Genomic DNA, 21,943 nt, shown 5'->3' on the forward strand with positions numbered 1-21,943 from the left:
CGGGCTCCTAGCGGGCTCCCGTTGTCGCCACCTGGACTTTTGCTTTGCTCATTTGCGCCAGTGTTTTCTCCGCGTCCTGCACGAACTGGCGGACCGTCTCGCGGGTGTAGCGGTGATCCACCATCTTGGGCAGAAATTGCGGGGGAATCGTGATGATATGCGCCCCGGCCAGCGCCGCGTTCTGGATGTCCATGACCGTGCGGATGCTGCCCACGATGATGCGCGCCGGAAACTTCCACTCCTCCAGCCAGCTGCGCACGTTGCGGATTACCACCGCCGGGTCATTCCCTTCGTCGGCGACGCGACCGGCGAAAATACTCACATAGGTCGCTCCCGCCTTGGCGGCCAGAATCGCCTGGTTGAACGACAGAATCGCTGTGGCGTTGATCGCAATGCCTTCTTCCGTCAGCCGGTGCATGACCCCGAGGCAGGATTCCCCGTGTTCGTTGACCACGGGAATCTTCACCACGATGTTGCGGGCCCAGGTGGCAAATGTGCGTGCCTCCTGGAGCATGGTTTCGCGGTCATTGGTAGTGACTTCCACGCTGAGCGGGCGTTCCTGCAGCAGTGCCGCGAGTCTCCGCGCGCCTTCCTCGATGTCCGGCACGCCATCCTTAAACATGATGCTGGGATTCGTTGTCGCCCCGTCCACGACTCCCTCTTCCAGCCAGTGCTCGATTTGCTTGTAATCTGCGGAATCCACGAAGATTTGCATGTCCTGCTTCTCCTTTTCCAGAAATGGGCCTTCCACGAAGGGGGCCAGCACAACCGCACCGTGCCGGCGGATCTCCTGGCATTCTCCCCTGCGCTGCCGGACCGCAAGGGATCGCACCCGCACGAACGGTCTGCAATGCATCTCTCCCGCCACATCATGCGCCCAGCAGGGGGCCACCTCTTCCCCCAGACAGCGCCCCGGCAACGATCAGGATTTCGCTAATTGCTGGTAGGCACGCAGGCAGTTCTCCAGAGCCGCGCCGTCCCACGAGAACTGCTCCTGGATACGCTGCCGGGCATTGCGCCCCAGCCGTTCCCGCAAGGGCTCATTCTGCAGCAATCTTTCCAGTTCCTGCACAAACCGCATTTCATCCCCCGGCGGAGTCAGGATTCCACTCTCTCCATTCACAATGTAGTCCGTGTTCTGCCCCACGGCGGTGGTCAGCACCGCCTTTCCCATGGCCATGTAGTCGATGATGCGCACCGAGCACTTCGCGCGGTAGATCTCATTGTCCGGGTACGGAAAGGCGGCAACATCCGCCGCGGCAACGAGCCGCACGAACTTTTCATAGGGTAGCCGCGGGAAAAAGCGCACCGTTACCCCTGTCTCGCCGGAGAAAAACTCCCTCACCTGCACTAACTCCGGCCCCTCGCCGACAAACACGATCGTCGCCCCCGTGCGCCGCGCTACCGGCGCCGCACCCCGGCAAAAGAGCATGATGTCGTCCCCTGGCTCGAAGTGTCCGCTGTACAAAATCACGAGCGCATCGGAAAGCCCCAACGATTGTTTGGCACCGTTGCCGCTCGCAGCACGGATCCGTTCCTGCGCCGCAACGTTCGTTCGCGAGACCCCGCAGTTGGGTACATAAAAAACGCCGTTCGCCGACCCCCGCAGGGCCGCGGCTCTACGCGCCAGCACCTGGCTGGCCGCGGTTACTACCGGCGCTCGGCGCAGGAGCCATTTCTCCTGCCAGTCGATATACTCTTTCAGCAGCCAGGGATAGTCCTTGACCTCGTTCCACCCTCCCCATCCTTCCCAGTCGTCGCAGTCCAGCGCCACCGCGCGGCAGCCCCGCAGCAGCAGCCAGGTGCACGCCGCGCCCGCATACCCTTTTGGCTTGAACACGTGCACCACATCGGGCGCATACTTGCGAATCGCGAGACACAGCCTTCTCGCTATCAGCGGCGCGTGCCGTAACCCAGGCCTCGCCCCGACCTTCACGTTCACGATGTGCACACCTTCGAGTTCACGCTTCTGACTCGATTCGGCCGGGTTGTCGTAGGGTGCCAGGAAAATTGCAACTTCATGCCCTTTGTTTACAAGTTCTACGGCCAGCGGGAAAGCGCGCGCGCGGGCAGTCCCCTTCGGCTCCCAGGCAAATCCGCAAACAAAAGCAACCTTCATTCGTTTTTCAATCGGCCGCGCTGGCGGTTACGCGGTGCACTGCGGGAACATTGCCGGTCAAAACGTCATCCAGCAGGTCAACGAAGCGCGGCGCCCACACCTGCAATGAGTAGTGGGATTCGACGGTTTTGCGTCCTTCTTCGGCAAACCGCTGCCGCAGGTGTGCGTCCTTTACCAAATGATTCAACGCTTCAAACCAATCCTCGGGCATCCGCGCCCAGAGCCCGTTCACATTGTGCTGCACGACTTCCGTGGCCATGCCCACCGGCGAAGTCACCACGGGAATGCCCAGCGCCATGTACTGGATCGCCTTGAACGCGCACTTGCCTCGCGTCCAGTCGTTGTCCGGCATGGGCATGATGCCGATATCCAGGCTGCGGATGTCTTCGACTTCCGTAGCGAGGGAAAATGGCAGCGATTCGAAATTCGGTAAGTTCAATTTGCGTTGTGGGTGCCCGTAGAGCCGGAATCGGATCTTGCCCGGATACGCTTCGCTCAGCCGCCGCAATGCCGGTTCGATTTCCAGCAAGTACGGGCTGGTTGACCGGCTGCCCACCCAGCCAATCGTCAGGCAATCACCCGAGGTTGCCGGAGGACGGTACCTATATCGCTCTGTGTCCACAACCGTCGGAATTACGCTCACCCGCGAATTGAACCGCCGCGCATATCCCGCCAGTTTTTGGTTCCCGGCAATCACACGCGCGCTCTTGGCCAGCACTTCGTTTACGCCGGAACCGTACTTCAGCTTGTAAATCCAGGGGTATTTCTCCTTCTGCGTATCCCGGTGGCCAATGTAAATCGCGTCGTCGAAACTGAATATCACCTTGGAGTGGCGCCACTGAACCATCTTCTCAACGACCGGACAAAAGAATGGGAAGGCCTCTCGGTGTATTACCACGGCGTCGTAGCGCGGAATCAATGCCAAGTCGAGCGCCCGCAGCAGACAGGACAACGGTGTCAGAAGAAGTTTGGGCGCAAGTCGTTCATTCTGGATGGCGCGAAATAACTTGGGAGAAGCGAATGGACGAACCGTGCAAGCGTATCCCACTCGCTCCAGCTCCGGTAGAAACTGGTAGATCCTGTACCGCTCGCTTGCACTTTCTATCGGATTCGGCGTGATAAAGAGCAGTCTTTTCATTTAACGCCAAGTTGGAGGTGGCTGGTTTTGCGATCGCTGCCCAACGCTCAAAGGGTTAGACACGAGCAGTAATAACTTTGGCCCAGCTTGGAGGAAGATTCTTCGCAACTTCAATCCCTTGGAAGATACTGCTTTCCCTCGCGCCATGTTTTTTCACCCATTCTGCCATTGCGCGAAGCCCCCTTTTCAAGGAGGTCTTTTCGTCTCTTCCGAATATGGCCTCGGCCTTGCGATGGTCCGAAAAGGCAACCTTCGCTTCTTTCCGCGCGTCCAGGTAGGCCACTCGACACTTCTTGCCCATTGCATCTGCAACCATTTGCGCAAGATCGTTGACTGTATATGGGAGATCGGCACCTATGTTGAAAACTTGGTTCCGCGCAGAGGGGTAGTCCACGGATTTAGCAATGATGGGCGCGATGTCGTTGATGTGCGTGAACGCCCGCATCTGACTACCGTCGCCGAAAATCGTCATCGGTTCGCCTCGAAGCAGCTGGTTCATGAAAATGCCAACCACATTGCGGTATCGGTCTCCAATGTTCTGTTTTTCTCCGTAGACATTGTGTGGCCGAAAAACTACATAGTCTAATCCGAACATTTCGTGGCTTACCTTTAGCTCCTGCTCCACAGCCAGCTTTGCAATGCCATAAGAGTCTTCAGGGACGGGCGTCATCTCTTCCGTCATCGGAGACTGCCCTGCGCCGTACACTGCGATAGACGAGGTAAACACAAAGCGCTCGACGCCATGATTTATCGCTGCATTGATGAGATTAACGGAACCAATAAGATTATTTTGGTAGTTAAATCGCTTAATGAAATGGCTCAACCCTTCGGCGGCGTACGCTGCCAAGTGATAGACATAAAGAAATTTGTGTTTGTCGAACAGGCGCTCAATCACATCCTCTTCCAGAATGGACGCCTTGACGAAACCTGCGCCTTCGGGGATGTTGTCCACGAATCCGCCGCTTAGATCATCCAAGATGACGACCTCGTGGCCCTGTTTCAGCAAGTGTTCGGCAACATGGGAGCCCACAAACCCTGCACCACCGGTTACTAACGAAACAGGCATTTCACTACTCCTCTGGTTTTTCGAGAACTTGTTCTGAGCCAACTGACTGCGACTCCGAGACTGAGCGCTTCGACAAGCTCCAGCGACGGTCCCAGGATCCCTGAGAATCAAAGCTCCGACAGTTGTTGGGATACAGCGCGAGTAAAGCAGCCGACTATCTCTTACTCTCTCTTGCCGACGTTTCTTGGAGCCACGGTATATGTTTGGTACAAGAAGTCTTGCGCGCGCACGCCACGGGTGATTTGTGAGATTCTGGAGACGCTATCCTCTAGACACTGGCAGATGCCGCTTGACGTCCCGGTTGTCGCTGCTCCTTGCGTGGGGGGCCATACACGCCGAGAAAAAAATCTCGAATGCCCGCCCAAACCGCGGCCGCCAAGTTATGTCTACGGAACGAATATATTAATATCTTTGCCACCTTTCTCCCCAATGTAAAAGCCAGTGTAAACGGCTTGTACGGAAAGGGAACATGTTTGGCGATCCACGCCAGTTGATTCCTCGTGGAAAGATAGAGGGTAAAGCTGGATTCCAGGCCACAAGTCCGGGAAATCTTGTGCCATACGTGCGCCGCAGGCACGAAAACACGTCGGTAGCCCGCATTCCGCGCTCTCATGCAAAAGTCATTATCCTCCCAGTAGATGAAAAGCCTGCTGTCTAACAAGCCTATCTTTAGAAGAACTTCGGCTCTAATCATCATGGCGCAGCCGGTTATGAAAGCTGTGTCTTGTGTGTGGGAAAACTTACCATCTTGATCGAACTGATCCTTGCCAACGTGGTCGCAGGAACCTTTTCCATATCTCACGTTACCGCCGGCAAACCAAATCCGCGTCGGTTCGGATGCATAGAAAATCTTGGGGCCCAGGATGCCGATCCTTGGGTCAGTTTCCCCCATCTGAACGAGGTGCGAAAGAAAGCCGGGATCAACTAGAGTGTCGTTATTCAGCAATAGGACGTAAGCGGCGCCATGGTTCAACGCGTATTCGATCCCGAGGTTGTTTCCTCCCGCAAACCCGATATTCTCCTCGCTTCTAAGCAACGTAAAGCCGGGAAACTTCCCCTGAATACGCGCAGGGGAATCATCGGAGGACCCGTTGTCCACCACAATGACGTCAAAATTGGGATAGTGCACCTGTTGCAGTGAGTCCGAGCAATCTCGCGTATCCTCGTACGCATTCAGGTTTAAAAGAATTATGGAAACCTTAGGCGTGGCGTCGTTTGGCATTTCCATCTTCCTTTTCTATCCTGCGATCCCCTCACAAAAGACATTGACCGCAGGGAAAGCCTCTCACTTGGCGAGATCACTTACCCGGCGGGAACTATTCTCCTGGCTACTCGGGCGATCGGAAACACGCTCTCGATCTTGCTCCAGTCGTACTGATCGAAGAACTTTGTGGATACCAAGACTCCAGCATAAACAAGTCCAAAAACGCATCCCTGTAGGAACAACCCGAACCAAGAAAGACCAGCCGCCGGGCTGATCCGAAACTCTAATATCAGCAATGTCAGCGAATAGAATACTGGCTTGAAATAAGCCTCTCGGAGAAGTCTTGCGACTGAAGCTCGCTCTTGCCTATGAAACAAATAAAGGAAGAGTGCAGCCCCTGCCGTAAGCGACACGGACGTACCAGCGACAGCTCCTTGAAATCCGAAGAGACGGATCAATATGTAGCTCAGCGGAACGTTAATAGCGATGCCAACGAGGGCCGAATACATGCCGGGCCGTAAAATGCCCTTCCCTGCGAGGATCATGTACCCCGGGCCGGTCGTCAAATTGAAGATATTGATCAGAAGCAGGATTGCCAAGGGAAGAGCTACAACCTTGAAACTTGGCCCGATCCAGAGCTCAACAAAGCGCGCGGATACCGCAACGAGAAAAAAGACTACGGGCACGCTAACGAAGGCGAGATATTTATGTGCCCGGTAATAAAGTTCGACGAGTTTGTCGTGTTCCCCGAGAGCATCCAATTCTGCGGCTGCGGGCAGAACCGGCCCAAGCAATAACCCTGGGGCGCCGCGCACCTTCAGCGCGACATCACTTGCAATGTCATACCATCCGACACTTGTCACGCCAACAAAAAAAGCGAGGAATATTTTCTCGATATGGTTGTGAATTGCTACCGCGGCCTGCGTCAGGTATATCTGCAGGCTGAACGCAAAAATCTTCCTCACTTCGTCGAGGTCGGCAAGGAGCGGATTCATACTGACCTCGGGAAGAAGTTTTCGAAGCAGGCAGAAGTAAACCAGCAGGGTCAGCAACCCCGAGCCAATATTCGCGTAGAGAAGTCCTTGAATCCCCAATCCCTTGAGCAGAAGCGCTGCTCCAGCGAGCGCCGCGCACACAATGCTGAACGCCGTCATGACGTTCGTCAGATCAAGCCGTTGCAGGCCTGAAGTAACGGAAGAAAAAAGAAACGTCATAATATTGATCCAGACGAGCACCAAAGCGCAGTGGAAAAAGTGAAGGAGTTCGCCGTCCGTGAAAGGACTCCCTCGAAATAGCTGTTCGACGACCGTGTGCGAGGCAACCCACAAAATCGCAATTATTGTAGAGGCCAACAATCCGAAAACAACCAGGCCTGTGCTAAGCAACCGGCTCAGTTTGAGATAGTCTCGATGCGCATAGTATTCAGCCACATATTTACTCAGTGTGCCGAGCAGGCCCAGGTCAGCCAGAGAAGTCAAACTGTTAATCGTGACAAATAGAGCCCAAGTCCCGTAACCCCGGAGGCCGATCTTGCTTAAGATAAGCGGGGTCAATAGAAATGGAACTGGTAATACCAACAAAGCACGTAAGCCTCCGAATCCCACGTTGCGGATCATCCTGGTGCTCAGCGGTTTGTCGTCTTGGCTGAGGCGGATCATATCGAATTTTCACGCGCAGGGATCTGAGCGGTGATACTGCCACGGACGATAGCTAGATTGCATATCACTTCGCTTAAACCTACGAACAACCACACAAGGTAACTGGCATGTGGGCCAAAGAAAGATGAATCGTCCGAGAACCAACCGAACATGTTCGCCGATAGCGCAAAGGCCAGTGCCAAACCAATCAGCCCTAGCTCCCGATTAGTTTTCAAGTTCAGATTGTTCTTGATGCTTACCAGTATGACTATAAGGATGCTGACAAATCCAACCATACCCAACTGCACCAGCAGATAGAGATAGGTTTGGTGAGGAGAGCTTCCGGTGGGCGCCCACTCCGAATGGAGGAAATCATGGTCGAATTGGAGAAGCTGAAAACTCCCTATACCCACGCCCAGTAGAGGGTGAGTCCACCAGACCTGTAGTGCGAATAGCCATGCGTCCAAACGAAACACTATGTCCCACGCAAGGCTTCCAATGCCCGTCGTTCCTATCTTCTGCCCCATAAATGTGTGAAGTGGGCCGAGGACCAGCACTGCAGCGACCAGCGTGAAGATCAGGTTTCCTGCCAAGACCGTTTTCCATCGCTGTTCTCTCTTGAAAAGAAGAATGAACAAGACGGTTGTCACCGTTAGAGCCAGCCAGGCTCCAAAAGTGAACGTGAGCACCAGTCCGGCGAACATGGCAACCGTCGCCCACAGCCAACGGGACCCGAGGCGCTTGCGACCTTCTGTCAGCCAGAGAACAAACCCTATAGGGAGGCACAAATTAAAGTAGTGCCCTAATTCGAGTTCCGATGTCAGCACCGACGTGATGCGATTCCGCCATTCCCAGAAAGTGTCACGGCCGGGAGCCAGGCTGGTGTCAAGGCGAGCATTTACGATCCAGAACAACGACCCGTAATTCTGAATCGCAAACTGATAAAAACCGTAGCAGGCTACGAAGAAAGTCGAAAAAACTAGAATCCGGAATATTTGGAATATCTTTTCCCTGCTATCGACCAAGTTCAGAACCAGGTAACACAATCCGATGTTGGATCCGAGCCGCACGGACTCCTTAATAGTGAAGGGCAGATCGTTCGAACGAAAAAGCGATAAAAATAGGAGCCCGCCTAATACCGCAAAACACCAATTGTACTTACTTGTCTTGAAGGGCTGCTTTCGAGCGCTGAGATAGACGAGAACAGGAATCCACGCGAAAACCTTGAGCAGTTCTGCGGCTAGGGGAATTGGTCCGATGCGGAACACAAAGTTGAACGGAATCAGAAAAACCATCAAGAGCAGTAGTTCATAAGGTCGCGAGATAAAGTAGAAGAATGCCGGGAACGCGACCAGTACTACCAAGGGGATAGGGGTGTATAGCAGAGAGGCTGCCAGAATCGCACCCAGCAGAGCAATTGCTAATGCCAGGCGGCTATCTCCCCAAGCATTCCAACTTATTGTTGATGCCTGCAATTCGCTTCCCTCAGCTGCAGTTATCCGGTTGTTGTCTTCCTTAAATAAACTGAAGATCGCTGCTCAATTGTCAGAACAAGGAATCGCTAGCGAACCGGCTCCAATTCGGCCACGTCGATCTCGGCGGCCACCGAACGCATGATGAGGTCCAGCGAAATCACAAATCGCGATTCGTTCTTCTTGCGCACGAGGATGCCCTCCAGGCCTTGCAAGGGACCGCTCCTGACGCGCACGCGGTGGCCAACTTTCAGGTACGGGTGCGGCTGGAGGCACATTTCGCGCGCAAGTCCCTGGCGAAGCGCTTCCATTTCCTGATCCGGCAGGGCGGCCGGCTGGCCGCTAAATCCGACTAGCCGCACTACGCTGGGAGTCTGCAACACTCGTAACCGGTCGCGCAGCGCCAGGTGCACGAAAACGTAGCCCGGAAAGAGCGGCAGCTGTAGATGCACGCGCCGATCCTTCCAGCGACGCACGGACACATACAAGGGCAGATAAGCTTCGACGCTTCGCTGGCCCAACTGCTCCAACACGCGCTTTTCGTGATTTGCGCAAGTTTGCACAGCGTACCAGAGGGGCTGCAGGTACTCCGCCGGTGAGGCCGTAGCTTGCGCAAAGGTTGTGCCGCTAATCATCGTCGCAACCAAGTCGTTCCGCTCCTCAACAAGTGCAGAGCTGGCTCCGCCCCGTCACTTACAGGGCAATTTGTGACCTAACCCGTTTAATTACAAAACGTTACCGACAAACAATCTGCGGTCTTATTGCTCTTGCCGGGACCCACTCTGCTTGCCCAACTTCTTCCAAATTCGGACCTTCACGCCCCCGGGCCCGGAACCATTCGTTGTGTTCCAGGGAGCGTGCGCTTTCAGATCAACCCAAACTTCCGTCGCGAACCGTTTTCCAGGGTCCTGCGGATCGATTGCTTTCCAGCTCGCGGAGCCAAGCACAAAAAGCATTCCGAAGGAGCAGGCGAGAAACGTTCCCAGTAAAACGATAAGCGTCCGGGGTGGAAATGATTTCTTATCCGGAATATTGGCCACATCCAGCACTTTCACCGCCGGAATCTCTTTCACTTCCTGGACTTTTGCCATCTCGTACTCTTTCGTGAGGGTCTCGAGAACCGCTTCCTGAATCTTTGTCCGGCGGTACAGGTCTGCATACGTGACGCCGAGCAGCGGCAGTTTCCGGATGGAGGGATACATGGAGTCGCCTGGCTGGCTGGAGACACTAGCCGCACTCTCGCCTTTCCCTGCCAGTCTTTCGAGTTGGTGTTGCAGTTCGTTGACGCGGGCCTTCACGGACCGTACACGCACGTTGTTGTCGGTGTAGATCTGCTTGAGTCCCTCATATTCCGATTGAGCGGCAATGAGCTGACCTTGGAGCGTCGCCGCTGCTTCGACCATCGCCCTGCCTTGCTCCTTGATATCGATCGCCGTGTTCCTGCTTGCGAATTGACTGAAGTCTTTCTCCGCCGCTTCCAAATCCTGATTGACGGCTTGCAAACGCCCTTCGAGGAAGATCCGTTCGCGCCGTGCCGAGGACGTACTCAATTCGGCCACCAAGTGGTTCAGTTCTTCCACGTAGGCCTGAGACATTGCGGCCGCCCTTTGTGGACTCTTGTCCGTTACAGTGATCGCGATGATCTGGCTTTTGCGATCCACGGAAATGGCGGTATGTTCTGCCAGGTCCTTCCGCGCATCTTCCATGCGGCGGTCCCCATAGAGTTTCTTCAAGTCGAACTGCTGGATCAGCTTGTCTTGCACGGTGCGGCTGGTCAGGATGCCCACAAAGACGTCGCTATTGCTCTTGAGGCCCAAGAAATCACTGGCCATACCCCCAAGCCCGCCAGCGCTGCCCGACATCGCGGCAGCCGCCATGGCGAGGCCGGAACCAGACTGATTATCCGGCGGCATCAGGCGCGCCGTGGATTCGTATCGTGTGGGGATAAGAAAAGCGAGGAGCGCGCTGGCGAGCATCGCGTACAGCCCAGTGCGGGACAACAGCCCGCGATGTCCCCAGAGCAGCCGGAGGTACGCGACAGTTTTCTCGCTTCCTTGCGGCCTCTCCGGTGCCGCGGATTTTCCGGGAAAGTCGTTCTCCGGCAGCTCGGGTGCAGTCTGACGAGCGGCAGCGCTACTGGAGTAATTCACGAGCGCCCTCCGTTGCCGAACGCGCCCGTCGCGGTGCTGGAAACCTCCGGCTGATCGCCAAGCCTGGCTTCCGGATTGGACACTTTCTGCATCACTTTTCAAACACCTCTGTCGTGCTTCGTGCGCTCCTCATTTGCTCCACGACCGGGGCCAAAACGCGATCTCGACGGAAGATGTCCAGTTCGTCTGTGGAGTCGGCGCCAAGATCGGTGCGGTCCATTTCTCGTATTGAACGAACGTGGAAAGACTCATATCGTGGCGCACCCACCAATCCAGCTTTACGGAACCGTCGTTCACCGTCTCTCCGCCGGGGATAAAGTCACCATCGACTTTCGCGTGCCGGTATCCGAACTGCAGGCTATTCCGCGGACTAAACCGGTACGTGCTCCACGCCTGGTATCCCACGCCTTCTCTTCCGATCCAGCTTCCGATGAGGTTGTTCTTGTTCAGGTACAGGTTGTGGTAAAAGAAAATCTCCCAGTAAATAAATTTTCCACCCACGCTTCGGGAAGTCGAGGTGTCGGTGTATCCGGCCTCGACGCGCAAGTCCAATTTAGGCAAGCTCGGAAGCCGTGGCATGTAGAAGCCGGAAGTTATGGCCGCCCGCCGGGGAGCTGCAAGCGGCGATGGGTCGTCCGTGGAGATGGAATCGGCGTACACGGTCAGCCAATTGCGCACAAAGGGGACGCGATAGGAAAAATCGAAGCCGCCGGTGCGTTTTCCGGGATTGTCGTTCGCCCCATAATTTCCAGAGGATACGAAACTCACATAGCTATTTAAGATAGCGGCGGCAGTCAGCGGCCGGCCGACTCCGCCCATCTCGCTCGTCCGGCTGAAACCTAGTTCTAAGTTCGGTGTCGGCTTGAAACTAATTTTTTCCCCGTGAAGCACAGGCCGCGGGGGGAACTCATTCCCGGAGAGCTTGCCGAACAACAGATCCACTTTCACGGGGCCGAGCCGGCAAAAGATCCACGGGAGGCGGAACGGCGTAATCCGGCTGGCACGCGCCATGTACATAGGTTCCGCATTGTCACTGAGTATCAATGCTCCGCCTTCTCCCGGTCCCCACCACAGACTCTCCTTGCCGAAGGACAAATTCCAACCCGCGACATTGGCCGCCACATAAGTGTCCAGCAGGCGAAAGTGATTTTTGGCAGATACCGCTGTTGCGGGTTGAAGAGGAGTGCCGTCCACTGCGGCAATCCAGTTTTGAACCGAAGTTGAATTGCCGGGCGCCCACGGAGCGTGCTGGTATTCTCCCCGGACATAGATGGTAAAGGGTCCTTTGGTGCCCCAACCGGAAAAACCTTCGATTGCGTTGAATCCGCGCTGATAGGGCCGGCCATAATCGTTAATGATGCTTTGTCCGAAATGATAACTGTCATTTAATGGCGGGCCGGTAATCTGCATCGTGCGTGCGTAGAGTGACTCCATATGCAGGGAACGCTCGCGCCCGCTGGACGACGCTTCCCGCTCCCCGGCAAATTCCTTCGATAACTCATCGATCAGACGATTCGCTTCTCGCGAATCCGTCACTCCGTCCCTCATTTGGTCGCCAGCCTCATCTAATAAACGGGCGCATTCGACCCGAGTCCACGGGCGCATTCCAAGAAATCCGCTATTGATGTATCCGAGCGCCGCGAGCCGTTCGAACGCCGGGTAGATCCAACTGTCGAGCGGCACATACGGCGAACCCTGATTCGCTGGAGAGGAACTTCCCTCGCCGCGAAAGAATTCACCGATCGATCTCCACTCCCCGCCACCCAGATCAGGGTCGTGGTGCCGGCTATACACGCGCTGCGCGACGAGATTGCCGATCATGCTGCCGATGAATACGTCGGAGAGGAAATGCTGCCGGGAGCGCACGCGCGAAAAGCTCACTGCGGACGCCAGGCCGTAGGCCATCAGTTTCGTCAGCGGGCCGGGATACTCGTGCGCGATGACCCCGGCTATGGACCACGCCGCTGCGGCATGCTCGGAGGGAAAAGACGTGCCGCCACCCTGGAAAAACTGTCCGCTGCCATTCCCCTGGAAAGGACGCTCGCGCCGTAGCGAATACTTCGCCGTTTCCACTAACAGAAGGCTGTTTATCGCCGCCTCACCCGCCAGATAGCCCGTCTCGCGCCAGTGCGCATTGTGCGAGCGAAAGCTCCACAGCGACAGCCCGCCGGCCACGCCAATGAGCCCCGCCACGCCGGCGTTGGCAACGTTGTTGTAGCGGCGGATCGTCTGCGGATTCCGGGAGAGATGCCCGCTGCTGTCGCGATCCGTCACCAGCAGTCCGGCCGCGAAGCCGCCCACAGGCACGAGCCATTGCAGATCCGCAAAGCGCAGCCGCGCCGGGCTCGTCCAGATCTCCCGCTGATCGCGGGCGATGTTTTGCAGCAGAGAGAGCCCCAGCCGGGTCTCGCGGAACTCGCGCCCATCGAGAGATCCGTCGGTGCCTTCGCTCTTTTTTGCGCGAATCGTATCCGGCTTCCGGCTTACCTCCGGAGCCTTCGCCGCGGTGACGGACGCCGGCCGCAGCGCCGCTTCCTGCCCCGCCCAGACAGAATCAGGCATCGCGCTCAGCAGCACGAAGAGCAACGCCGAATTGAACCGCTCTGCCTTCATCCTCTCGTTCCTCTACCGCATCGCCAGGAGCGCAGTCAGCGCGCCACTTTGCGCAATCTGCGCGATCGCGAGCGTGTTCTTCCAGACCACCCCGCCGCCGATGGCCTTCTCCGGCACGACGATCGTGTCCCCGGGCCCCATCGGACGCGACAGCACCCCGCCGCTCCACAGGCTGCCGTGTCCGCTTTCCACGCTGCCGTTAGCGCGAATGATGAAAATGGCGCCGCGGTCGGCCATGTTCGTGGGGCCGCCCGCGCGCCGCAGGAACCACCCGGCGTTCTTGTGCGGCTGATAGGTGATGGCGTTCGAGTTGTAGACCTGCCCGACCACCAGGACGAATCCCGGCCGCTTGGGAATTTCGACGCTGTCCCCGGCGCGCACCTCGATGTCGCCGGAAGACTTCGCAAGAGCGCGCAGGTCGTTCGGCACATTCACCACCAGCCGCCCCGTCGCCGGCGCACTGCGCACGCCTTCCACCGCGCGCTCGCGCTGCTGATACGCCGCCTGCTGCAGAGCCGCCTGTTCGCTTGCCGATGCACCAACAGCGGATTTGGCGCTCGCGGCCTCCCGCTCGAGCCGCTGGATCAGCTCCTGCCGGGACTTCTCCTGCAGCTGCCGCACTTCGATCCGTTCGAACAGCGTGGCTCCGGGATACGCCGTCGGCAGGAGTCCCCCCGCGCGCTGCAATACCGAACTCAGCCGTTCGCCGGGCCGGATGCCGTATACCCCGGGATTCCGCACCTCCCCGCGCACGGTGATCGTCGCGCCGACGTCGTTCCATCCGGCAATCTGTGGAACGCTCAGCACGTCGCCGTCGCGCAACGGCAGATCCTGCGCGGTATCCCCGGCCAGCGCTGCCGCCAGGTTCACCGCGTGGTGCTCCCCCGCCACGGGTCCGGACTCCGAAAGCGGATAGCGCGTCAGGTCAACCGTCTCCGTGGCCGCGCTGCGCTTCACGCCGCCCGCCGAGCGGATCAGGTCCGACACGCGCATGTTCTCCGCCCAGGGATAGCGCCCCGGCTTGTCCACCTCGCCCTTGATCAGCACCGTCGGCGGATCCACGCGCTTCGCGTTGCGGTGCACCAGGATGCGGTCGCGCGGCTGCAGCAGAATGTTCTGCACCGGATCGCCCGCCAACGCCTCGCTCAGGTTCACACTCAGAATCTTCATCGTGCCGTCGGGCAGCGAGCGGAAAAGCTGCGCGGAATCCAGCAGCGCATCCGGCGTCACGCCGCCCGCCAGATAGATGGCGTCGCGCAGGTGGGCCTGCCCCGAGGTCCGGTACGGACCCGGCGCGCGCACTTCCCCGCCTACCCACACCGCCGGCGCGGGCTCGAAATCGAAGCGGCTGAAGATGCGCACGGTGTCCCGCGGCTCGAGTTTCGGCGCCGCGGCCGGATTGGCCAGCGCCGCCGCCAGGTCGAAGCTCTCCACACTGGGGTGGTTGTCCGGCGCGTTCAGCCGCACGATCTCCGCGTAATGCGGTGCGGGCTCGGGCAGCAGGTCGTTGTAGGAAGCGACCAGGTCCGTCAGCTTCATCCCCGCCTTGTAGGAGTAACGCCCGGGGCGCAGCACGTGGCCCTCGAGGTAGATCGTGTCTGCGTTGTACGGCGCGATGGGAAAGATGTGCACTTCGTCGCCGTCGTGCACCATGAAGCTGCTCAATTGCCCGGCAATCGCTTCCGCGTTGCTCCCCGCGGAGATGTCCAGGCTCAGCATGCTGCGCTTTTCGTGGGCGTCCAGCCGCTGCACTTCGATGTGTCGCAGCGCCGCCGCCGGCAGGATTCCTCCCGCCAGCTCCAGCACCTCCGCCAGCGATTTTTCTCCGTGCAGCTCGTACACCGCCGGACGCCGCACCATGCCCTCCACGGTTACCTGCGCGCCCAGCGGCGGCACCAGCAGCGTGTCACCGTTCTCCAGCCGCTTCGCGTCCCCGCGCACCCCGTGCAGCAGCAGGTCGTAGGCGTCCACTTCCTCCACCAGTTGTTTGCCGCGGTAATGCTTCAGCGCGCGCAGCGACCCGCGCTCCGTCACGCCCCCTGCCGCAACCAGCGCGTTCAGCGGTGTCGAGAGCGAGCTGATGTCGTAAGCCCCCGGCTCGGTCACGTCTCCCACCACATACACCCGGATCGTGCGCAGCCGCGACAGCGACACATCGGCGGAAACGTCGCGGAACTGCGAACGCAGCGCGTGCTGCACTGCATCCTGCACTTCCCCGAGCGTTCGCCCGCTCACCAGCAGCGGCCCCGCCTCCGGCAGCGACAGCCGCCCCTCGCGGTCCACCGTGCGCACCAGCCGCTGCGAGACTCCGCCCCACAAATCGATCGCCAGGCCGTCGCCCGGCCCGACCACGTAATCCGGCCCGACCGGAAGGTCCATCGGCACCGCATCCGTCTCGCGCGTCCCGGTGCGGAATATCTCCAGCCCAAAACGCTCCGGCGGCCGCTGCCGCGCCGACGCCTGCACGTACATGTCGTAAAGCGACGGAATGTCCGCGTACGGATTCGGCTGGTGCACCATCGCCACAGGCTGCAGCTCCGCTTCCGTCCGCCTTTCTGTGCGTACGCGATTTGCAGGAACCGTGCGCTCCATTCCTGCGTCGGGTCTTGCGGAGGACTCGCGTGCATACAGCTCGCTCCGTTCCATCGGCCCCCCGAGCGGCGCCAGCCCGTCCATCTCCGGAGCGCGTTTCCCCGTGCTCGAAGCCATTTCCAGGCCTGGCGGTCCGTTCAACCATCCGCGTAAGTCCGGCTCTGCTTCTCCGCCGCCGGCCTGCAGCGTCCGCGCGGTTCCTCCGGCGGGCGGAAATTCCGGCGATGCCGGGGGATTCCCTTCCGGACGCGGCGCCTCGCCGCCCGGCGCAACTCTCCGCAGCGGCATCCGCGGCGCTTGCGGCTCCCCGCAATCCGAATCGCGCCGCCCGTCGCACGCACGCGCCCGCTCCAGCGGCTCATTACTTTTTCCCCTGCTCAGCCCCTCGGCATCCTCTTGCGTTTCGATCTGCACCAGCCGCCGCGCGCGTTCCCTCCGCAGCAATTCCTGGTCCTTGGCAAACTCCGAGTTCGGATTCACGCTCGGTGTCAGGTAGCCGTAACGCTGCAGCAGCCGCGTGGCCACCGCGCGAAACGCCACGTCCCGCTGCAGCCGGTCGAAGATCGCCTCGTCGGTCAGATCTCCGTCTTCCACGATCTGCCCGTTGTCCGTCGCCTCCTTCGCCACCCAGCGCTTCAGTTCCACGAGCAGCCCCGCGTCCCGCCGCAACACTTCGGAGATCTCCGCGGCCCCCGCCGCTACGCGGTTCAAATTCTCAACCGCCAGCACCGACGGCGGGGCCTGCCGCACTTGTGAACCTTCCTCGCGCACGCTCTTGCGCTTCTCGTCCTGCCGCGCCGGCAAAGGCGCGCACAGCAGCAAGCTGAGAAAAAGAACGGCCGCTCTTCTTCCCCACACGCGAGCTTCCCGGATGACGTACATCGCTCTTCCCCCCTGCCAATCGACCTTCACGAAGGGCCCCCGGCAGAACGACTCTTGTCGCGCACCGTGCTCAAGATGCTCTCTTCCGACGCTTCCACGTCGTGGGAATGGATCTTCAATGACGCCCAGTAATAGACCGAATACTTATGATTCGGCGCCACCGCGATAATCCGCATCTCCGGATGCTGGTGCAGCACGGTGTCGCAGATGGCCGGCCGCCGCCCCGGATTCTCCAGCGCAATCACCACGAAGTCCGGGTGCGTGCGTTCCACCGCCGGGAGAATCTCCGCATCCTCCGCGACTTCGCCCACAATCTCGATGTCCGGCTGCCCGGCAAACGCTTCCAGAACCAGCTCGCGCATCAGCCGGGGACGGTTGGCCACCAACACCCGAATATTTTTTTCCATGATGCACTCCAAGCGACACGTGAGTATCGAAGGCGGCGGCGGCAAACGGTAGGCTCAAAGAGGAGTGGTTCTAGTACAGTACGAAGTACCGGGTTGGCGTACTCATTTTTTGGTACTCTTAATGGGGATACACAGTCCCAGGCATCCCCGCAGTACCTATTCCACGACAAACCAGCCGCCTATAAGGAAAAATCGCAGTTGCGCACCGTCTCCACGATTTCAGAGCGGCTGTGCGCGTGTACCTGCCGCGAGATCCGGTGAACGTGGTTCTTGACGGTCTGTTCTGAAAGATGCAGATGGCTGGCACTTTCTTTGTTTGTATTAGCTATTTTTCGCCGGGATCGGAAACGCAACGAATCGAGGAGATGAGGGAGTCGGAAACAGAGAAGCCACCTCGTGAGGCGGCTTCTTTGCTATCCAATGTTCAACAGTCTAGCTCGCGAATTGACGACGAGTTGTCAGAGCGAGACCGGCGAGCCCGCAACCGAGCAAGATGATCGTGCCCGGCTCGGGAACTGTGGTTGTCGTGAACGCACCGGCATAATCCAGACCGTAGGAGCTGCCGGCTTTTTGGTAGACCGTGAAAGAAATCGTATTGGAGCCATTCGAGTTGAGGTAAGGCTGCAACTGTGACAGGTTGAAAATCCCCGCCGTGCTCGTCAAGCAGCCAATGGCTACGGACGAACAGGTGGGGTAGGAACCGCCCATGTTAGCCCAGAAGATTGGCGTTCCATTCACGGCGACCGAGGCCGTATCGTCAGCCAGGACCGTCAGTGTGGCGGCTGTGATGGGACCAGACAGGCTGAAAGTATCAAAAAACGTGACGCCGGTCTCGTTGGGCACGGTGTAGAAATCCGGATCAGAAGGATTGCCGGTGTTTGTGAATGATACCCAATTAGACCCGGGTAGTGGCCCGGACCAGGCTGGATGTGGAGCAATGTCTTGGGTAGGACCAGCATTGGGAATACCCAAGGTGATCGAGTTGTTGGTTGTGTTGGCGGCAGAGCTGGCAATCTGAGTGACTGTATCTGCATTCACGGTCATCAGAGAACCACTCATGACCAAGATCAAAGCGAGTTTCTTTAACATTTTCTAATCTTTCTACAATTACAATTTCACGCGCCCACAATGCGAACAGATTGCGAGCCTGTAGCTAAACATCCGCTTAAGATAATGTGCAACTTCTTCGCCAGTTTATCCGAGTTAGAAACAAAAGACTTGGGGTGCAGGGCCACATAATGGCTGCAAGTAATTTTGCTCGTTCCGGAAAATCTTTTCTGAATTAGAGGAAATTGCTTGTGCAGTTTCATCAGTCAGGCAACTTGGGCAACCGGAAGGAACAACAAAAGCGGCGTAACTCGTTGAAGAAAATGGTCGGGGCGAAAGGATTTGAACCTCCGGCCTCCTGGTCCCGAACTATGAACACCAAATCCCATGAACGCTTTCTCTGGCGCCGCTTACCGGACGAAGGGCGTTATTTTTCCTTTCTTAGTTGTACCTAACTTGTCTCTAACGCATCATCTTATTACCATCGGTGTTGGACAGTGGACTTCTCCCCGTTCGCCTCTCTAAAGTTCGCGTTCCAGCCTCTCAAACCGGCCATAACGCAATGACAAGCTCGGTAGAACCAGCAAGTTCAGCGCGGTCGACGTCAATAAACCGCCAAGAATCACAATGGCCATCGGACCCTCGATCTCGCGGCCCGGTGCGCCACTGCCAAGCGCCAAAGGAAGCAGCCCCAAGCCGGTAACGAGCGCGGTCATCAGGATCGGTGCGAGGCGCTCACTTGCGCCCCGAAGTGCAGTTTTCAAGCCCCAATCCATTCCTTCCGCGCCCACAAGATGCTCATAATGAGAAATCATCATGATGGAATTTCGCAGCGTGATTCCAAAGAGGGTTACAAAACCGATGAGCGATCCGAGCGATAACGTCCCGCCCGTGGCTACGACAGCCAGGACGCCTCCCACAAGCGCAAAGGGCAGGTTCGCAAGGACCAGTAGCAGATTGCGGTAGTTCCCCATGACCACCGAGAGGAGCAGCACGATCCCCAGTCCCGCCAGCAGCGCGTGGACCAACAGATCATGGCGGGATTGAGACTGGGCGGCTGCCGTGCCAGCGAATTCCACATAAGTCCCGGGTGGAAATGATAGTTTGGAAATGTGGTTCCGGGCTTCGGTTACGAACGAAGTCGGGTCACGTCCCTGCACATTGCACGTCACTGTCTGCACTCGGCGTGCGCCTTGGTGCAGGACCATGTAGCGCCCGGAGGTTTCGTAGATGTCAGCAAGCTGCCGAAGTGGCACATAGTTCCCGTCAGGTCCTCGCAGCGGAAGGGCGCCTATTTCCTGCACGCTATTGCGTTCAGACGGCGCGAGAATTACGGAGACGTCGAACACTCGATTATCTTGATAGACTTGGCCAACGATGTCTCCGCCAAAGGAGGTTTGCACCACATCAAGGACATGCACTGCGTCGAAGCCCCAGCGTGCAAGATCATCCTTCCGCAAGCGGACGACAACCTGCGGCATTCCCGGCGGCGACTGAAGCTGAACTCCGGTAGCACCTTTAATACGGCTCAACGTGCGAGTGACTTCTCGTGCTTCGTGGTCAAGCCGGTCGAGATCGTTGCCAAAGATATTGATCACGATTCCGCCGGTGTAGCCGGAGAGTGTCTCGTTAATGCGTTCCGTGAGGAAGCTGTTCGCCGAGAAGGTCGCGCCGGCAAACTTTGAGAGCGCGCTCCTGATGTCCTTCTGTGCGGCTGCCATTCGCGTTCCGTTGAGAGCGTTAAGACTCACGTCAAACTCGCTTGAGTGGGTTCCGGCAACATCATCGGCAAGTTCAGCCCTTCCCACCCGCTGAGCTACCGAGCGCACACCAGGAATACCCAAGAGCGCGTGAGTGACGCGGTCGCCCAAACGCGATGATTCTTCAACGGAAGTCCCCGGAACCGTCGTCATATGCACCGTGAGGTTTCCCTCTTGTAGACGCGGAAGGAAGGAACCTTCCAGAAAAGGCAGAATGGCAACGCCGAGAACAATCATAACGGCAACGACCGCAATCACGAGTCGCGGCGACTTTTCGACTCCTAGCAACAGCTTTTGATATCTAGCCCTTGACCAGCGAACGATGGGCGGCTCCTGAGGCGGAAGATCACGATCACCTAACAAAAGAAAACAAAGAGCAGGCGTCACGGTCAAAGCCACCACCAAAGAGGCCAAGATTGCCAAGATGTAGGCTGTGCCAAGAGGAGCAAAAATGCGGCCCGCGAGGCCCGACATCGTGAGCACCGGGAAGAAAACAAGAATCACCGCGAAAGTGGCATAAACGACGGCGCTGCGTACTTCGAGTGAAGCATCGAACACGACCTGTAACACGGATCGGGGAGATTCGGATGCGCGATTTTCGCGCAGTCGCCGATAGATGTTCTCCACGTCGATAACAGCGTCGTCCACGACCTCTCCGATGGCGATCACCAATCCACCCAGAGTCATGGTGTTCAGGCTGAAACCGAGCTTTTCGAGCACGATCACCGCCGCCAGCAGCGAAAGGGGAATGGCAGTGCAGGAGATCGCCGCCGTACGCAGGTTGAAGAGGAACAAGAACAACACCACGACAATCAGCGCGGCCCCGATGAGCAAGGATGATCGGACGTTGCGCAGCGCCGTCTCGATGAAGTCAGCCGGACGAAAAATATCGGGATGTACGACGATTCCCTGTTTCGAAAGAGCGGGACGAAGCTCCGCGAGCGCCTGGTCGAGTCCCCGCGTAACTTCGAGCATGTTGGCTCCGTACTGCGAGGAAACCATCAATATGAGGCCGCGCTCGGCTCGGATCGAGGCTGCGCCAATAGGCGGCGCAGGAGCGTCAACCACGTGACAGACATCCCCCAAGGTGACGTTCGCTCCGTTGCGGTGGAGAAGAACGACGCGGGAGATTTGCTCCGCTGTGCTCGACTGACCCTCGGTCTGTAGCACAATCCGCTGATTGGGCGTGTCTACGAAACCGGACCCGCGAATGCCGGTTGCCTGACGCGCGGCAGCGATGACGTCATCGACCGTCAATCCGTACCGAATAAGCTGCTGGGGGATAAATTGAAGTTGGATTTGGCGGGCCTCTTCTCCGAAGATCGCGATTTTGGCCACTCCCGGCACGGCCAAGAGCCGTTGCTTGAGTGTCCAGTCTGCAACCGTAGTCAGGTCCATCAGGGGATGGTTAGGCCACGTGAGTCCCACGGCCATCACAATACTCGTCGAAGAAGTGAGCGGGGTCATCACTGGCGGACTGACTCCAGTTGGTAGCCGCCCGGTGAGCGTGGACAGTCGTTCGCCAACGACCTGTCGGTCAAGGTAAATGCTGCTGCTCGGACGAAAGACCACAGTGATCAAGGAGAGTCCCTGGACGGAGCCGGATCGGAGGGAATCGATTCCCGAAACCCCGATGACCGCGTTTTCAATCGGCTGCGTGACCAGGACTTCGACCTGTTCAGGAGCCAGTCCCGGCGCCTCGGTCTGAATTACGACCTGCGGCGGTGCGAACTCCGGGAAGACGTCGTACCGCGCCTGCGTCAGCGAGTAAACACCATAGCCGAACAGCGCACAGGCGAGCGCGATAACAATGCCGCGAAAGCGAAGCGAGAACCGAACGATGGATGAGAGCATGG

Annotated in this window: 15 protein-coding genes; all 15 read right to left on the reverse strand. The window is 58.1% G+C overall.

Annotated features, from left to right (window positions below; all coding sequences use genetic code 11):
• Positions 1-7 precede the first annotated feature (7 nt).
• The gene (locus LAN61_10700; protein ID MBZ5540973.1) at positions 8-715 is read right to left on the reverse strand and encodes a transaldolase; all 708 of its coding nucleotides are present in this window, start codon (positions 713-715) and stop codon (positions 8-10) included.
• 207 nt (positions 716-922) lie between these two features.
• Entirely contained in the window at positions 923-2,119 is a 1,197-nt protein-coding gene (locus LAN61_10705; GenBank protein ID MBZ5540974.1) for a glycosyltransferase family 4 protein, read from the reverse strand.
• A gap of 7 nt (positions 2,120-2,126) precedes the next feature.
• On the reverse strand, positions 2,127-3,257 hold the full coding sequence (locus LAN61_10710) for a glycosyltransferase family 4 protein (GenBank protein ID MBZ5540975.1): 1,131 nt from the start codon (positions 3,255-3,257) through the stop codon (positions 2,127-2,129).
• A 55-nt stretch (positions 3,258-3,312) separates the two neighbouring features.
• Positions 3,313-4,323: an NAD-dependent epimerase/dehydratase family protein gene (locus LAN61_10715; protein ID MBZ5540976.1), complete on the reverse strand. Its 1,011-nt coding sequence runs from the start codon at positions 4,321-4,323 to the stop codon at positions 3,313-3,315.
• Positions 4,324-4,591: 268 nt separating this feature from the next.
• The gene (locus LAN61_10720) at positions 4,592-5,551 is read right to left on the reverse strand and encodes a glycosyltransferase family 2 protein (GenBank protein ID MBZ5540977.1); all 960 of its coding nucleotides are present in this window, start codon (positions 5,549-5,551) and stop codon (positions 4,592-4,594) included.
• A gap of 74 nt (positions 5,552-5,625) precedes the next feature.
• On the reverse strand, positions 5,626-7,185 hold the full coding sequence (locus tag LAN61_10725; GenBank protein MBZ5540978.1) for a polysaccharide biosynthesis C-terminal domain-containing protein: 1,560 nt from the start codon (positions 7,183-7,185) through the stop codon (positions 5,626-5,628).
• Complete coding sequence (locus LAN61_10730) at positions 7,182-8,639, reverse strand: O-antigen ligase family protein (protein MBZ5540979.1); 1,458 nt, start codon at positions 8,637-8,639, stop codon at positions 7,182-7,184. Before LAN61_10730 ends, LAN61_10725 begins: the two co-directional genes overlap by 4 nt.
• Positions 8,640-8,725: 86 nt before the next feature.
• Positions 8,726-9,169, reverse strand: coding sequence for a UpxY family transcription antiterminator (locus LAN61_10735; protein MBZ5540980.1), 444 nt, complete (start codon positions 9,167-9,169; stop codon positions 8,726-8,728).
• A gap of 225 nt (positions 9,170-9,394) precedes the next feature.
• A complete protein-coding gene (locus LAN61_10740) occupies positions 9,395-10,786 on the reverse strand; it encodes a lipopolysaccharide biosynthesis protein (GenBank protein MBZ5540981.1) in 1,392 nt (463 codons plus the stop codon).
• A gap of 129 nt (positions 10,787-10,915) precedes the next feature.
• Positions 10,916-13,399 (reverse strand): phosphatase PAP2 family protein, encoded by a 2,484-nt coding sequence (locus LAN61_10745; protein ID MBZ5540982.1) that lies wholly within the window; start codon positions 13,397-13,399, stop codon positions 10,916-10,918.
• A gap of 12 nt (positions 13,400-13,411) precedes the next feature.
• Positions 13,412-16,903 carry an SLBB domain-containing protein gene (locus LAN61_10750; protein MBZ5540983.1) on the reverse strand — a complete coding sequence of 1,164 codons (3,492 nt, stop codon included), beginning with the start codon at positions 16,901-16,903 and terminating at the stop codon, positions 13,412-13,414.
• A complete protein-coding gene (locus LAN61_10755) occupies positions 16,900-17,280 on the reverse strand; it encodes a hypothetical protein (protein ID MBZ5540984.1) in 381 nt (126 codons plus the stop codon). Before LAN61_10755 ends, LAN61_10750 begins: the two co-directional genes overlap by 4 nt.
• A gap of 179 nt (positions 17,281-17,459) precedes the next feature.
• Positions 17,460-17,633 (reverse strand): LuxR C-terminal-related transcriptional regulator, encoded by a 174-nt coding sequence (locus LAN61_10760; GenBank protein MBZ5540985.1) that lies wholly within the window; start codon positions 17,631-17,633, stop codon positions 17,460-17,462.
• A 79-nt stretch (positions 17,634-17,712) separates the two neighbouring features.
• The gene (locus tag LAN61_10765) at positions 17,713-18,369 is read right to left on the reverse strand and encodes a PEP-CTERM sorting domain-containing protein (GenBank protein MBZ5540986.1); all 657 of its coding nucleotides are present in this window, start codon (positions 18,367-18,369) and stop codon (positions 17,713-17,715) included.
• Positions 18,370-18,848: 479 nt separating this feature from the next.
• Entirely contained in the window at positions 18,849-21,941 is a 3,093-nt protein-coding gene (locus LAN61_10770) for an efflux RND transporter permease subunit (protein MBZ5540987.1), read from the reverse strand.
• Between the last annotated feature and the right edge of the window lie 2 nt (positions 21,942-21,943).

It is taken from the genome of Terriglobia bacterium, assembly GCA_020072785.1.
In the GTDB taxonomy this organism is placed as follows: Bacteria; Acidobacteriota; Terriglobia; order Acidiferrales; family UBA7541; genus Acidiferrum.